Source organism: Rickettsia argasii T170-B, from assembly GCF_000965185.1.
Classification (GTDB): Bacteria; Pseudomonadota; Alphaproteobacteria; order Rickettsiales; family Rickettsiaceae; genus Rickettsia; species Rickettsia rickettsii.
Window position 1 is genome coordinate 332801 of record NZ_LAOQ01000001.1, and the last position, 13190, is coordinate 345990.

A 13190-nucleotide genomic window follows, 5' to 3' on the forward strand; every position below is an offset into this window, starting at 1 on the left:
TATGGGTACTGCCGATAATAATTCCAATATAGCAAGCAGTACGCTCCTTTTGTGACGGTTCTTTAACATATCTTGTATTTACTTACTGTTCCTAGCTCAACAAAATCCTTAAATAATCCATCATCTTTTTTCATAAATTCTTCATATTGTGGTAAATTAGCTAAAATATAGTCTACTGATTCCACTAAATATGCTCCATCTCTAATCAATTTATTTGTACCTTAACATCTTGGATCTAAAGGAAAGCCAGGAACGGCAAATATTTCCCTATTTTGTTCAAGTGCAAATTTTGCAGTTATTAATGAATCGGATTTTAAGCTTGCTTCTACTACCACTACTCCTAAGGCTAGTCCCGATATTATCCTGTTACGCTGTGGGAAATATTTTCCAAGCGGGGTAAAGCCGATAGGTAACTCAGCTAATATTAAACCTTCTTCTGCTAAATTTTCAAATAGTTTTTTATTTTCCGGTGGATATATATGATCAATACCCCGCCTACAATAACTTCGATAGTTTGAGAAATTGCAGCTTGATGTACGCTGCTATCTATTCCTAGTGCTAACCCTGAAACGGTTATATAACCTTCTTTTACTAAATCATTTGCAATTTTATGCGCAAAGCTTCTTCCGTTTGCAGCAGTGTTTTTGTGCCTACTATTGCAACGCATTTATTATGATTTAATAACTCTATATTACCTTTATAGCTTAATATTGGCAGTGGATCATAAATTTCAAGTAATAATTTTGATATTCCAGAGATTTATATGTGATGATCTTAGCATTGTCTTTTTCGAGAAGCTATAACTCTTTTTCAGCATCGCTTTTACTGAAAATTTTAATTGGTTTTGACTTTCCGCCTCGCAATGAAAAATCCGGAACGTTATCTATGGCAGTTGCTACATCACCAAATAATTTAATTAAACTAAAGAAAGTTTTAGGACCGATATTTCACTCCTAATAAGACGTAAAATATTAATTGTTTCAATATTATAAGATATTTTAGGAGCAGAAAATAATTCTTTCAACATTATTTAGGGTTATTTGATATTGCGTTAGTGCTGTATGTCATTCCTGCCTAGTCGGGAATCCAGTCAAGCATATAAAAATTTGTGTTTTTATATGTTTATTTTGTTAAATATGTAATTGTTTATCAATGTTAAGGTTATTTTTTGCTGGATTCCCGCTTTCGCGGGAATGACATCGCACCATGCAACAACACTAGACAAGCCACGGTAGGACAGTTTTCCACTTTAATAACACAGTAGTAATATATTACAGCTTCTCTGCATGTGAGCTTAAATAATGTGCTATACCTTCATGTGATGGGGTAATTGCTTCCTCACCTTTATGCCAGCCGGCAGGACAAACTTCGCCGTGCTTTTGATGATGAGTTAAAGCATCGATTACTTTTAATGTATAATTAACATCACGACCGATAGGTAAGTCGTTAACTAGCATGTGACGTACTATGAAATTCTTATCGATTAAAAAAGTTCCACGCAAAGCAACACCGTCTTCATTAAGTACATTATATTTTGAAGAAATATCCTTTTTTATATCGGAAACCATTGGGAATTGTACTTGTCCAAGCCCGCCTTTATTATGCGGAGTATTTTTCCAAGCTAAATGGCTAAAATGAGAATCAACGCTCACAGCTACTACTTTAGTACGTCTTTCGGTAAATTCACCAAGCTTATTGTGAAATGCTATAATTTCCGATGGACAAACAAAAGTAAAATCTAGGGGATAAAAAAATAACACTATATTATCCCCTGCAGCATAATCGCTAAGTTTAAACTTATCGTCTATATTATTATTAGGCATAATAGCTTGAGCTGTAAAATCCGGAGCAGTTTTGCCGACAAATACTGACATATTCATAACCATATTCATAACCTTTTATTAATTAATAATCTGATATGATATATAAAACTAATTATTATTACAATAATAAATCGTTATAAATTGCTACTTATCTATTTTCGTTCCCGAAGAAGCTTTTAATTGGTTAAATATAGTTAATGCTCCGGTTATAAAACTACTCGGTTCTGAAAGATTTGTGGGTAAAATTACGGTGTTGGTATCTTTAGCCAAATTACCGAACGCACTAATATATTGCTCGGCTATTTTAAGAGCTACTGCATCACTTCCTCCCGTTTTTTGTACGGCAGTTGCGACAATCTCAATACTATTGGCCGTAGCGGTAGCGACTAAGCCTATTGCTTCAGCTTCACCTTTTGCCCTGTTAACTTGATCTGTATAAGAAGCTTCTGAATTCAGTACGATTTGTGCTTTTTCACCTTCTGCATGGTTAATTTTTGCTTGTCTATTACCTTCCGACTCTAGAATTTGAGCTCTTTTTTGACGCTCTGCTGCTACCTGCAATTCCATAGCTTTTAGTATAGTTTGCGGAGGTTGAATATCTTTAATTTCATAACGCATACATTGTATGCCCCAATTTATAGCAGCCTGATTAATAGCTGCTACAATTGCTACGTTTAAAGTTTCGCGCTCTTCAAAAGTTCTATCTAAAGGGAGTTTACCGATTTCCGAACGCATAGTAGTTTGAGCAAGCTGTGTTATGGCATAGTAAGGATTATTAACACCATAAGATGCTGCCATTGGATCAATGATCTTAACATATAAAACACCGTCTATAGATAATGTTACGTTATCGTTTGAAATAGCTGTTTGAGCGGTAACGTCTATTGCTTCTTCTTTTAAAGTATGTTTGTATGCTACTCTCTGAATAACAGGGATGAGTAAATTTAAGCCAGGTTGCAGTACCTTATCGAATTTTCCAAGTTTTTCTACTACCCATGCTTGTTGTTGCGGTACAACTTTAACCATTTGTATTATAACTAAAATCGCTATAATACTGAAAATTAATAATGCATATTCCATAATTCAATACCTTTTTTATTTCCACTCTATATTATTTTTAATTATAAAAAAAGGATTTAAGTTAAACGGTACTTTTATATATTTTTTTATCACTAAAATGGGTTTTAATTACTTTGAGTAAAGAAAGAATGCTTGAATATTCTTCAAGTTGTTCATTTACATTTTTTATCTCATTTAAAGCGCTATTAAAATCTTGCTGCAATAAATACGTTTCAGCAGCTTTATTTTGTTCTAGTGTTTTAAGTAAAATACTTTGTAAAAATCTATAATAATAGTCGTCTAGTTTATGTATATCAGACATAATAATAAATCATATAATTATTGAATTCTTAATTTATATATAAATTTTTTAATAATTCAATAATTTTTAACTAGATTTACATATACTTAAGTCTTTATCTATTATGTCGGAATCTATATTTAAACAGTCAAGGATTGAATGAAATACATAATCATGGCTAATTTCGGTATTAGCATAATTTTTAATTGAAGATACTGATTTAGGATATTTGGCTTGAAAAGCATCTGATACCCAAACTATAAGAGGTACGGTTATTTGTTCTTCAAGTAGTGAACCGCCGTGACCGTAATAACCATTTTCTCCGAGGGATTCGCCGTGATCAGATACATATAATAAAAATGCATTTTTATCTTTAAGCAAATCTATTAAATTAGATAAAAAAAAATCGGTATATAAAATAGAGTTATCATAACTGTTAACTAAAGCAAGCTTATCGCAATCACTTGCATCGCCCTTAACCTTAATAGGACAGGTAGGGGTAAAATACTCAAACTCTTTTGGATATCTCGCATTATAGTTCCAATGGCTGCCGGAAGTGTGAACTACTAAAAATTGTTTCTCTGAGTTTGTTATTATTTCTTTTATAAAAGGCAATATTTTTTCATCATGATCATTTAAAGAAAATAGGGCAGAGCCGCCCGGTACTATAGTAAAATTAACGTCATTATATATATTACTGAGGTCAAAATTTGCAAAACTCCTCATTAAAGTTTGAGTACCGATCCAGGTAGTATTAAAGCCAAGATTTGTTAAAATTGATAAAAAGCTGTTTTCTTGTCTACTATGTTCAATTTGACTTGCAGGATAACGTGAAAGTAACGACGGTACGGAAAGATAGGTAAGGTTAGAAGAAGATTTAGCTTTGAAAGAAATTAGGTTTTGAGTAGTCTTTAAGTAAGGAGTTGTATCTCTTTCATAACCGTTAATACCGAAATGATCAAATCTTGCTGATTCTCCTATAACTAAAACACCGATAATATCTTTATCTGACTTATCTATAAAGTTATATTGTTTGCTAATATCTATACATGCATAATTTTTTTCACCGAAATTTCCGGCAAAATTAAGGTAGCTATTATGTAAATACTGAATGGGAAAATAATTTTTTAGTATCTTAAATGAAGGAGTAATAATATTATATACAAAAATAAGTAAGCAAGCGGCAGATAATAGTTTTGTTACGAATGATTTAGAATTTTCGGCGGCAAAAGATTTGAGAGTATAAAAACAGGTAAAAAGGCAAAAAATTATCCATATTATTAACTTAATGCTGGTTAATTCATAAACTTCGTTTAAATCAGTTGAGAAAAAACTACCTATTACTTGTTTAGTAGGATTGATTTTGAAGAAATAAATGTAATAACTAGCAATAGCGGATGTTATAAATAAAAACCCCACACCGATTTTTAACACTAATCTATGTACGCTAAGACCGAAAAATGCTATAAAAGAAAATATATAAATATAGCAAAAATCTTTTGATAACTCTAATATCCCTCTAAAGATTGTTGCTTTATAATAATCAAATTTATAAATCAATATTGCGGTATTAAATAATAAACAATAAATAAAGGCTAAAATCGCCGATAATTTAATTAATTTCGTATCTAAATGTTTCTGAATAGTTTTTAGCATAAATAATAATTAATAAAGTAATTTTTATAACTATCATGATCAAAAAAAATCTTCAAGAATTTTATCGGTTTTAATACCAAATGCTCCGCTTATCGCTATTGATTACGGAAGCAAAAAATTAGGAATCGCATTATCTAATCAAGAACGTAGTATTGCTATGCCCTTAAATACTATAACCGAGATAAATAAAAAATTTGTTATTACTTCCTTGCTTAATATCATCGAGAAATATAAAGTTTGCGGTGTTATAATAGGTCTACCGATTGATATGCGCGGAGCAGTAACGGAGCAAACAAATATAGTGATGAAATTTGCTGAAGAGCTAGCAAAATCTATAAACTTGCCTATATATTTACAAGATGAAAGATTAACTACCAAAGCTGCAAATAATTTTCTTAAATCGTTTGGAGTGAACAGAAAAGACCGTAATAATAACGATGATGCAGTAGCTGCTAGTATGATTCTTGAAACCGTGCTTGATTCTATAAAAAATATTTAATTAGGAAAGAATTGAGGAGTTGTTGCATGGATCGAAAAACCTACTCAATGTCATCCCCACGAAAGCGGGGATCCAGCAAAATAACTTCAATATTGATATAAAAGTGGCATATTTGACAAAATAAACCTATAAAAACTTGTTTTTATAGGTTTTACTGGATTCTCGCCTACGCGGGAATGACATAAAACGGTCCATGCAACAAAGCCCAGAATAAATTACCTCCTATTTCACCGGGACAAATTTTACTAGCAGAATTTATGGAACCTATGGGGATTAGTCAAAGCAAACTTGCTCGTGATATTGATGTACCCGTTACTAGGATCAATAACATAATTAAGCATCATCGTTCAATTTCCCCTGATACAGCCCTTCGTTTGGGTAAGTATTTTAATATTAATCCTCGTTGGTGGATGAATATGCAAAACCAATATGATTTAGAGCTTGCAGAAGATGAAGGTTGGAAAATTACAGAAGATAGAATAAGAACCTTTTCTATGGCAAGTTAATTATTTATAACTCAATATTGTTACGCACTCAAAACACTATTGTAAAGATATATTATTTATGATAGAACCGATTCGGTAAAAATAAATAAAATATACTATGAAAATATTAATTTTAGGTGTTACCGGTATGCTAGGTAATAGCATATTCAGGTTTTTAAGTAGTGATAAAAAATTTGATATTTTTGCGACAGCCCGAAATAATTCAGCTCGTTCTTACTTTTCTAAGGATTTATCCGATAAATTAATTACAAATGTAGATGTTGAGAACCATGATGCGTTAGTTGAGGTATTTAATCACACAAAACCCGATATAGTAATAAATTGTATAGGGCTTGTAAAACAATTGGCAGATGCTAATGACCCGTTAAAAGCATTACCGATAAATAGTTTGCTGCCTCATAGGCTAGCTAATTTATGTAAACTAGCTAATTCAAGGTTAATCCATATTAGTACTGATTGTGTGTTTTCAGGAAAAAAAGGTAGTTATAAGGAAAGCGATTTTTCTGACTGTTATGATCTTTACGGTCGTTCAAAATTTCTTGGTGAGGTAGATTATCCGCATGCTATCACATTGCGTACTTCCATTATAGGTCATGAGCTAGCAGGCAATAGAAGCTTAATCAATTGGTTTTTAAGTGCAGAAGGTTCAGTGAAAGGGTTTGAGAAAGCTATTTATTCAGGATTCCCGACAGTAGAGCTTGCAAGAATAATAAGGGATTTTGTGTTACCTAATAAAGAGTTGTATGGGCTTTATCATGTTGCCTCAAAACCGATTAATAAGTTAGAATTGTTAAAATTAGTAGCGGAAATATATAATAAAGAAATCGATATTATTTCATCAGATGAGCTTGTAATAGATCGTTCACTAGATAGCACTCGTTTTAATGAGGTGACGGGATATACGCCTCCTGAATGGCGTGAGCTTGTAAAGCGTATGTGTGAGTTTAAGTAAATTGTCATTGCGAATATAGGCTTGTACACGGAATCTAGCATAAAGTGAGATAAATCGAGCTTTTTATGTTTGTATTTTTTATAACTGGACCCTGTGGACAAGCCACAGGATGACTACCTTAGAGTGTTTCTCGATTGACACAATGACAGAATGAATAATAACAAAATAGGTATTTATATATAATGTTTGTAGATAAAACTTTAATGATTACAGGAGGCACCGGTTCATTTGGTAATGCGGTGCTTTCTCGTTTTCTTAAATCCGATATTATTAACGATATTAAGGAAATTCGTATTTTCAGTAGAGATGAAAAAAAGCAAGAGGATATGCGTATTGCTTTAAATAATCCGAAACTTAAATTCTATATCGGGGACGTACGCAATTATAAAAGTATTGATGAGGCAATGCACGGTGTAGATTATGTATTCCATGCCGCTGCTTTAAAGCAGGTTCCGACTTGTGAATTTTATCCCATAGAAGCAATAAATACTAACGTCTTAGGTGCTGAAAATGTTTTAAGTGCTGCTATTAATAACAAAGTTACAAAAGTTATTGTATTGAGTACCGATAAGGCTGTATATCCAATTAATGCAATGGGATTATCTAAAGCATTAATGGAAAAGTTAGCAATAGCAAAAGCACGTATGCGTTCTTCAGGTGAGACTGTGCTTTGCGTCACTAGATACGGTAACGTTATGGCTTCTAGAGGTTCGGTCATTCCTCTTTTTATCAATCAAATAAAACAAGGTAAGGAATTAACCATTACAGAACCGTCAATGACACGTTTTTTAATGTCGCTTGTAGATTCGGTGGATTTAGTTTTATATGCGTTTGAGCATGGTCATCAGGGTGATATTTTCGTACAAAAATCTCCGGCAAGCACAATTGAAGTACTCGCAAAAGCGTTACAAGATATATTCGATAGTAAAAATGAAATACGTTTTATCGGTACACGTCACGGCGAAAAACATTACGAATCATTAGTATCATCAGAAGAAATGGCAAAAGCTGATGATTTAAGGGATTATTACCGTATTCCTATGGACGGGCGCGATCTTAATTATGCAAAATATTTTGTTGAAGGTGAAAAGAAAGTAGCACTTTTAGAGGATTACACTTCCCATAATACAAAACGTTTAAATTTAGAAGAAGTAAAAGAGTTATTACTGACTCTTGATTACGTACAAGAGGAGCTAAAAAATGCTTAAGGTAATGACGATTGTCGGTACTCGTCCTGAACTTATTAAACTATGCTGCGTGATTTCCGAGTTTGATAAATATACTCATCACATACTAGTTCACACAGGTCAAAATTATGCATATGAATTACATCAGGTTTTTTTTGATGATATGGGAATTAGAAAACCCGATTATTTCTTAGAAGTAGCAGCAGATAATACGGCAAAATCTATCGGGCTTATTATCGAAAAAGTTGATGAAGTACTTGAGAAAGAAAAGCCCGACGCCGTTTTATTTTACGGTGATACTAATTCATGTTTATCGGCAATTGCTGCTAAACGCCGTAAAATTCCGATTTTTCATATGGAAGCGGGAAATCGTTGTTTTGATCAGCGTGTACCTGAAGAAATAAACCGTAAAATCATTGATCATATTAGTGACGTTAACATTACGTTAACCGAGCATGCAAGACGTTATTTAATTTTCGAAGGTTTACCGCCTGAGCTTATTTTTAAATCAGGTTCGCATATGCCTGAGGTCCTTGATCGCTTTATGCCTAAAATATTAAAGTCTGATATTTTAGATAAATTGTCACTTACCACAAAGCAATATTTCTTAATTAGCTCACATCGTGAGGAAAATGTTGATGTCAAAAATAATCTGAAAGAATTATTAAATAGTTTACAAACGCTTATTAAAGAGTATAATTTTCCTGTCATCTTCTCAACACACCCAAGGACTAAAAAAAGGCTTGAGGATTTAGAGGAGTTTAAAGAACTTGGCGATAAAATAAGATTTTTGCCGGCCTTCGGGTTTACGGACTACGTCAAACTTCAGATGAATGCATTTTGTATTTTATCCGATAGCGGTACTATCACTGAAGAGGCATCTATACTTAATTTACCTGCTTTAAATATTCGAGAAGCACATGAACGTCCTGAAGGTATGGACGCCGGAACGCTTATTATGTCGGGTTTTAAGGCTGAACGGGTACTACAATCGGTGAAAGCTATTACGCAAGAACACGAGAATAATAAACGCTTGCAAGATATCGTGCCGGATTATGCAGAAGCAGGACTTGTATCAAAGAAAATATTACGTATAGTTTTAAGTTATGTGGATTATGTTAACCATACAGTATGGTTTAAAAAGTAATCCTATTCATTATTATCATATCAAAAACATGAAATTCTTTAAATTAATAAAACTTAACACTTTATTTTTAAGTGTTTTTTTACTAATAACTTTTATATCTTCTTTTTGCTATTCCAAAGAAAATTCTTATAAAAAAATAGTTTTCCTTGTTAGTACAGAGACATTCGGCGGCAAAGGCGTATACGCAATGTATAATGAGATGAAAAAAATAGGTCATGATGTCAAAATTGTAATAGTACCTCATCCTCATCCCAATATTCAAGGAGGAATAGATACCGGGTTTATTAGTAAATTTGATACACAAGATGTGATATATCCATGTGGTAAGTATGCTTCTTATTCAAATGTTAATACAAAATGTGAAATTTCTGAACTAAAAAATTATCAGCCGGATTTTATCTTTACGCAAAATCCTTACGAAAATTTTCAAGGCTATATATCAGAACCTTTTACGGCTGCTAATTTGTATAAGAGCTTTAGAGGAACTAAAACAAAAATTATGTATATAGTCTATGGTCCGCATATCTTTCATCAAAAAAATATTGATGATGATAAGTTATCAAGTTGCATAGAGACGGTATTTGTTGATTCAGAAAGTACAAAGGATATCTTTATTAGTAATTATAAATTTCCTAAGGATAGAGTTATTGTTTCAGGTTATCAACCATACTATGAAGTAAGAAATTATAATATTAAAGAAAAACCAAACTCGGAAACCATTTTATGGCTTCCTAGATGGGAATTATCATTTAAAAATAGAGATTTATATGAAGGAGGTTCTACTTTCTTAAATTATCACTATTTTTTCTATAATTATGCATTACAACATCCTAATATTCATTTTATTATAAGACCGCATGTTACACTATTTACCTATGCGGTCGGTAAAAATTACTTAAGCCAAAGTGATATGGATAATATATTAAGTAGATTTAACTCTTTAAAGAATGTTACTGTTTCTGCACATGCATTCAGGTCGTTACTGGATGATATAATGGTGTCAGATATTGTAATAAGTGACGGTACTTCATCTCTTGCTGAAGTAGTAGTTGCCGATAAGCCTATAATTTACTTAAGTAATGGTTGGAATAATGAATTTAATAGCAATGCTCTATCTAAAGAATTAAAAAAATATATGTATTTTGCTTATGAGCCGCAAGATATTATTAACTATATAGAATTTATTAAGCAAAATCATTATTTACCTTATTATGAAAATAGTAGTGGCAGAAATCGATTTAAAAAGATGCTTGATCCTGTAGAAAACCCTGCTGCATTTATCGCCGAATATTTATTAAAATTATAATAGTTTAAATAATTTATGTTAGAAGAAATTTATAATGATGGAGAAAGATTAATTCTTGGGGAAACTTATGATGTTTTAGAGGTAATGCGTCATAAAAGTAGCTATAAGATTTTTAAAAAAATTATAGAAGCCGATATACTTAATAGTCCATTAATGCTAAATCAAAAAATAAAAATTTTAGATATAGGTTGTGGAACGGGACACGGAACTTTCATGCTTAGCGATATATTAGGAGTAGAAATTACAGCAATAGATATCAGTAAAGAATCTATAATTTATGCTGAACAAAATTATAGAGCATCTAATATACAATATATTAAATCTGATTTAGTTAGTTTTATTAAAAAGGCAGAAGAATATGATTATATTGTATCACGACATGCATTTGAGCATATTGAAGGTGGGTTAGCACTTAATCTTAAATATAAAAAAAGATTAATAGTAAATGTACCTTTTAATGAACCGGAAGGTAATAATATACATCATTTAGTTAATTGAATTACTGAAAAAGACTTTGAATCATATCCGAACAAAGAATTTTTTTATGAAGGAGTAGATGGTGTAACTAACGACACGCATTCTGAAAAAATCCTCCTAATTCTATAATCTGTATATCTAGTAACTCAGATTTAAAGCCTATAAAACAATTATTTAACTATCCAATCTCAGCTTGGACTCTGGAATTTTTAGAAAAGCTAGGTTTGCAATCCCAAGATATATTAAAACAATTGCTGCAAACTAGAGATGCATTTAAAAATAGCGAAGAGAAAAACTAAATTAAATAATACTGTAACAGAGCTAAATAATGCTTTAGAAGAAATAAAAATTCTTAAAAATAAACTAATTATTAGTGAAGAAGAAAAATCTATTTTTCTAAAGCTCTATAGAAAATTTAAACAATAAAACTAACATTTTATAAATTGTTTTTAAAAGTTATGACAACTAGAAAAGATAACCCTCTAAATATTTATCATACTTTAGTTTCCATTATTATACCTGTCTATAATGGGGCTAATTATATGAAAGAAGCTATAAATAGTGCTTTATCACAAACTTACAAAAATATTGAAATTATTGTTGTTAATGATGGTTCAAAAGATAATGGAGAGACAGAACGTGTAGCATTATCATATGGTGATAAAATACGCTATTTTCATAAAGAAAACGGAGGTTGTGGTTCGGCCTTAAATTACGGTATAAAAAACATGAAAGGGGAATATTTTTCGTGGCTTAGCCATGATGATATATATTATCCTAATAAAATCGAGCATCAAGTTGACATATTAAATAAATTAGATAATAAAGATACTATCATTTACGGTGGTTATGAATTAATCGATGAAAAAGGCAACTCTCTACGTTATATTAAACCGGATAGTGTGCTACCTATAAATAAACTTAATATTTCTTTATTACCTTTATTACGAGGATTAATGCATGGTTGTTCGTTATTGATTCCTGCTAAATATTTTCATGAAGTCGGTATATTTAATGAGGCTTTACCGACAACGCAAGATTATGATTTATGGTTTAAAATTTTCCGTGTTGCCCCTATTCATTTTGATGAATCTATCCTAATTAAATCTCGTTTTCATTCAGAGCAAGGTAGTAAAAAAATATCAAATCATAACGAAGAATGTAATGTATTATGGTCATCGTTTCTTCATGAGTTAACAGAAGAAGAAATGATCAAAATGGAAGGTTCTCCTTATTTATTTTTAACTCGTACAGCTACTTTTTTATCCAATAATACTCCGTATAAAAAAGCCTGTGATTTAGCAAATACTATGGCTAAACAAGTACTAAATGATACTAAAATTAGTGTTATTATACCGGTATATAATAGAATAAATTGGGCAATTGAAGCTATAGAAAGTGTACTTATTCAAACACACAAAAATTTTGAGATACTTATAATAGATGATGGGTCGACTGATGATATATCAGAATTAACTGCAATATGCAGAAAAGATAAAAGGATAAAATATTTTCATAAAAAAAATGAAGGACCTGCTGCTGCACGTAACTTAGGTATTAAAAATGCTATAGGAAAATATATTGCTTTCCTTGATTCGGATGATTTATTTTATAAGGATAAAATAGAAATCCAATTAAAGTTTATGGAAGAAAATAATTTTATATTTTCTCATACTTCATATCAAAAAATAAATGAAAAAGGAAAATATATCGAATCTGTTCATTCCGGGCTTTTTAGTGGCAATGTTTTTCCTCAAGTCATACAAACTTGTCCAATAGCAATGCCGACAGTTATGGGAACTTTGACATTATTCCAAGAAAACTTATTTCCTGAAAATATAAGAAGCGGTGAAGATTGTTGTTTATGGATATCTATTGCTAGTAAAAACTCAATAGGCGGTATAGACAAAGAATTGTCTAAAGTACGAATTAGCGGTGGTACTAATACGTTTATGGACCCAAATAAATATTCAGTAGGTTTAATAAATATTACTTCTTATGTTCTTAATGATTCTTATTTAAGTAAATTTAGTCCGTTTACTATTAATTTGTTATTAGCAGCTGTTACACAATTAAGATTACTAGAAAATAAAAATGAAAACTATAAAAAAAGTAATATTTCTTTTTTCAAAAATAACTATGTAATTCAAAAAATACGAACCTATTGTTTTGTGACAAAAATTTTGATTTTATTAACTATTACTTCTATAAGGCAAGAAGGAGTACGTGCAACAATCTCTAGAATACAGAGATGGCTTAAAAAGCATATATAAATAA

Annotated in this window: 16 protein-coding genes and 1 pseudogene; 9 read left to right on the forward strand and 8 right to left on the reverse strand. The window is 31.2% G+C overall.

Annotation, left to right across the window (positions count from 1 at the left end):
• Positions 1 to 62: 62 nt before the first annotated feature.
• The 8 genes from RAT170B_RS11095 to RAT170B_RS01805 form a co-directional block, all read right to left on the reverse strand.
• Positions 63 to 185 (reverse strand): hypothetical protein, encoded by a 123-nt coding sequence (locus tag RAT170B_RS11095; protein ID WP_261368631.1) that lies wholly within the window; start codon positions 183 to 185, stop codon positions 63 to 65.
• Between the two features lie 36 nt (positions 186 to 221).
• Complete coding sequence (locus RAT170B_RS11100) at positions 222 to 488, reverse strand: DNA-processing protein DprA (RefSeq protein ID WP_315849883.1); 267 nt, start codon at positions 486 to 488, stop codon at positions 222 to 224.
• Positions 440 to 667 (reverse strand): DNA-processing protein DprA, encoded by a 228-nt coding sequence (locus RAT170B_RS10760; RefSeq protein WP_082068622.1) that lies wholly within the window; start codon positions 665 to 667, stop codon positions 440 to 442. The genes RAT170B_RS11100 and RAT170B_RS10760 overlap by 49 nt, the downstream gene beginning before the upstream one ends.
• Before the next feature lie 130 nt (positions 668 to 797).
• Positions 798 to 944, reverse strand: a complete 147-nt coding sequence (locus RAT170B_RS12345) for a hypothetical protein (protein WP_324602902.1) — start codon at positions 942 to 944, stop codon at positions 798 to 800.
• Positions 945 to 1271: 327 nt separating this feature from the next.
• Positions 1272 to 1874: a peroxiredoxin gene (locus RAT170B_RS01790; protein WP_045805521.1), complete on the reverse strand. Its 603-nt coding sequence runs from the start codon at positions 1872 to 1874 to the stop codon at positions 1272 to 1274.
• Positions 1875 to 1967: 93 nt separating this feature from the next.
• Positions 1968 to 2903 carry an SPFH domain-containing protein gene (locus RAT170B_RS01795; protein WP_045805443.1) on the reverse strand — a complete coding sequence of 312 codons (936 nt, stop codon included), beginning with the start codon at positions 2901 to 2903 and terminating at the stop codon, positions 1968 to 1970.
• A gap of 61 nt (positions 2904 to 2964) precedes the next feature.
• The gene (locus tag RAT170B_RS01800) at positions 2965 to 3204 is read right to left on the reverse strand and encodes a hypothetical protein (RefSeq protein ID WP_045805444.1); all 240 of its coding nucleotides are present in this window, start codon (positions 3202 to 3204) and stop codon (positions 2965 to 2967) included.
• A gap of 66 nt (positions 3205 to 3270) precedes the next feature.
• Positions 3271 to 4839: a phosphoethanolamine transferase gene (locus tag RAT170B_RS01805; RefSeq protein ID WP_045805445.1), complete on the reverse strand. Its 1569-nt coding sequence runs from the start codon at positions 4837 to 4839 to the stop codon at positions 3271 to 3273.
• 35 nt (positions 4840 to 4874) lie between these two features.
• Between RAT170B_RS01805 and ruvX the strand changes: the two are divergent.
• The 9 genes and pseudogenes from ruvX to RAT170B_RS01845 all read left to right on the forward strand — a co-directional run bounded on the left by ruvX (position 4875) and on the right by RAT170B_RS01845 (position 13186).
• A pseudogene (gene ruvX / locus RAT170B_RS01810) lies at positions 4875 to 5338 on the forward strand (Holliday junction resolvase RuvX).
• Positions 5339 to 5595: 257 nt separating this feature from the next.
• Positions 5596 to 5844, forward strand: a complete 249-nt coding sequence (locus RAT170B_RS01815; protein ID WP_261368632.1) for a HigA family addiction module antitoxin — start codon at positions 5596 to 5598, stop codon at positions 5842 to 5844.
• 97 nt (positions 5845 to 5941) lie between these two features.
• Complete coding sequence (locus tag RAT170B_RS01820) at positions 5942 to 6796, forward strand: dTDP-4-dehydrorhamnose reductase family protein (RefSeq protein ID WP_045805447.1); 855 nt, start codon at positions 5942 to 5944, stop codon at positions 6794 to 6796.
• Between the two features lie 182 nt (positions 6797 to 6978).
• The gene (gene capD, locus RAT170B_RS01825) at positions 6979 to 8004 is read left to right on the forward strand and encodes a UDP-glucose 4-epimerase (RefSeq protein ID WP_045805448.1); all 1026 of its coding nucleotides are present in this window, start codon (positions 6979 to 6981) and stop codon (positions 8002 to 8004) included.
• Positions 7997 to 9130 (forward strand): non-hydrolyzing UDP-N-acetylglucosamine 2-epimerase, encoded by a 1134-nt coding sequence (gene wecB, locus RAT170B_RS01830; RefSeq protein WP_045805449.1) that lies wholly within the window; start codon positions 7997 to 7999, stop codon positions 9128 to 9130. Before capD ends, wecB begins: the two co-directional genes overlap by 8 nt.
• Complete coding sequence (locus tag RAT170B_RS01835) at positions 9090 to 10436, forward strand: hypothetical protein (RefSeq protein ID WP_186786262.1); 1347 nt, start codon at positions 9090 to 9092, stop codon at positions 10434 to 10436. Before wecB ends, RAT170B_RS01835 begins: the two co-directional genes overlap by 41 nt.
• Before the next feature lie 15 nt (positions 10437 to 10451).
• Positions 10452 to 10934, forward strand: coding sequence for a class I SAM-dependent methyltransferase (locus tag RAT170B_RS01840; RefSeq protein ID WP_186786263.1), 483 nt, complete (start codon positions 10452 to 10454; stop codon positions 10932 to 10934).
• A 246-nt stretch (positions 10935 to 11180) separates the two neighbouring features.
• Positions 11181 to 11339, forward strand: a complete 159-nt coding sequence (locus RAT170B_RS10275) for a hypothetical protein (protein ID WP_014014159.1) — start codon at positions 11181 to 11183, stop codon at positions 11337 to 11339.
• A 32-nt stretch (positions 11340 to 11371) separates the two neighbouring features.
• Positions 11372 to 13186 (forward strand): glycosyltransferase family 2 protein, encoded by a 1815-nt coding sequence (locus RAT170B_RS01845; protein ID WP_045805451.1) that lies wholly within the window; start codon positions 11372 to 11374, stop codon positions 13184 to 13186.
• Positions 13187 to 13190: the final 4 nt, after the last annotated feature.

Excerpts from the sequence above, each read along its gene's own strand:
- RAT170B_RS10760 (WP_082068622.1), bottom strand. The coding sequence starts at position 667 with ATGCGTTGCAATAGTAGGCACAAAAACACTGCTGCAAACGGAAGAAGC.
- RAT170B_RS01790 (WP_045805521.1), bottom strand. The coding sequence starts at position 1,874 with ATGTCAGTATTTGTCGGCAAAACTGCTCCGGATTTTACAGCTCAAGCT.
- RAT170B_RS01795 (WP_045805443.1), bottom strand. The coding sequence starts at position 2,903 with ATGGAATATGCATTATTAATTTTCAGTATTATAGCGATTTTAGTTATA.
- RAT170B_RS01800 (WP_045805444.1), bottom strand. The coding sequence starts at position 3,204 with ATGTCTGATATACATAAACTAGACGACTATTATTATAGATTTTTACAA.
- RAT170B_RS01805 (WP_045805445.1), bottom strand. The coding sequence starts at position 4,839 with ATGCTAAAAACTATTCAGAAACATTTAGATACGAAATTAATTAAATTA.
- RAT170B_RS01815 (WP_261368632.1), top strand. The coding sequence starts at position 5,596 with ATGGAACCTATGGGGATTAGTCAAAGCAAACTTGCTCGTGATATTGAT.
- RAT170B_RS01820 (WP_045805447.1), top strand. The coding sequence starts at position 5,942 with ATGAAAATATTAATTTTAGGTGTTACCGGTATGCTAGGTAATAGCATA.
- capD (WP_045805448.1), top strand. The coding sequence starts at position 6,979 with ATGTTTGTAGATAAAACTTTAATGATTACAGGAGGCACCGGTTCATTT.
- wecB (WP_045805449.1), top strand. The coding sequence starts at position 7,997 with ATGCTTAAGGTAATGACGATTGTCGGTACTCGTCCTGAACTTATTAAA.
- RAT170B_RS01835 (WP_186786262.1), top strand. The coding sequence starts at position 9,090 with ATGTGGATTATGTTAACCATACAGTATGGTTTAAAAAGTAATCCTATT.
- RAT170B_RS01840 (WP_186786263.1), top strand. The coding sequence starts at position 10,452 with ATGTTAGAAGAAATTTATAATGATGGAGAAAGATTAATTCTTGGGGAA.
- RAT170B_RS10275 (WP_014014159.1), top strand. The coding sequence starts at position 11,181 with ATGCATTTAAAAATAGCGAAGAGAAAAACTAAATTAAATAATACTGTA.
- RAT170B_RS01845 (WP_045805451.1), top strand. The coding sequence starts at position 11,372 with ATGACAACTAGAAAAGATAACCCTCTAAATATTTATCATACTTTAGTT.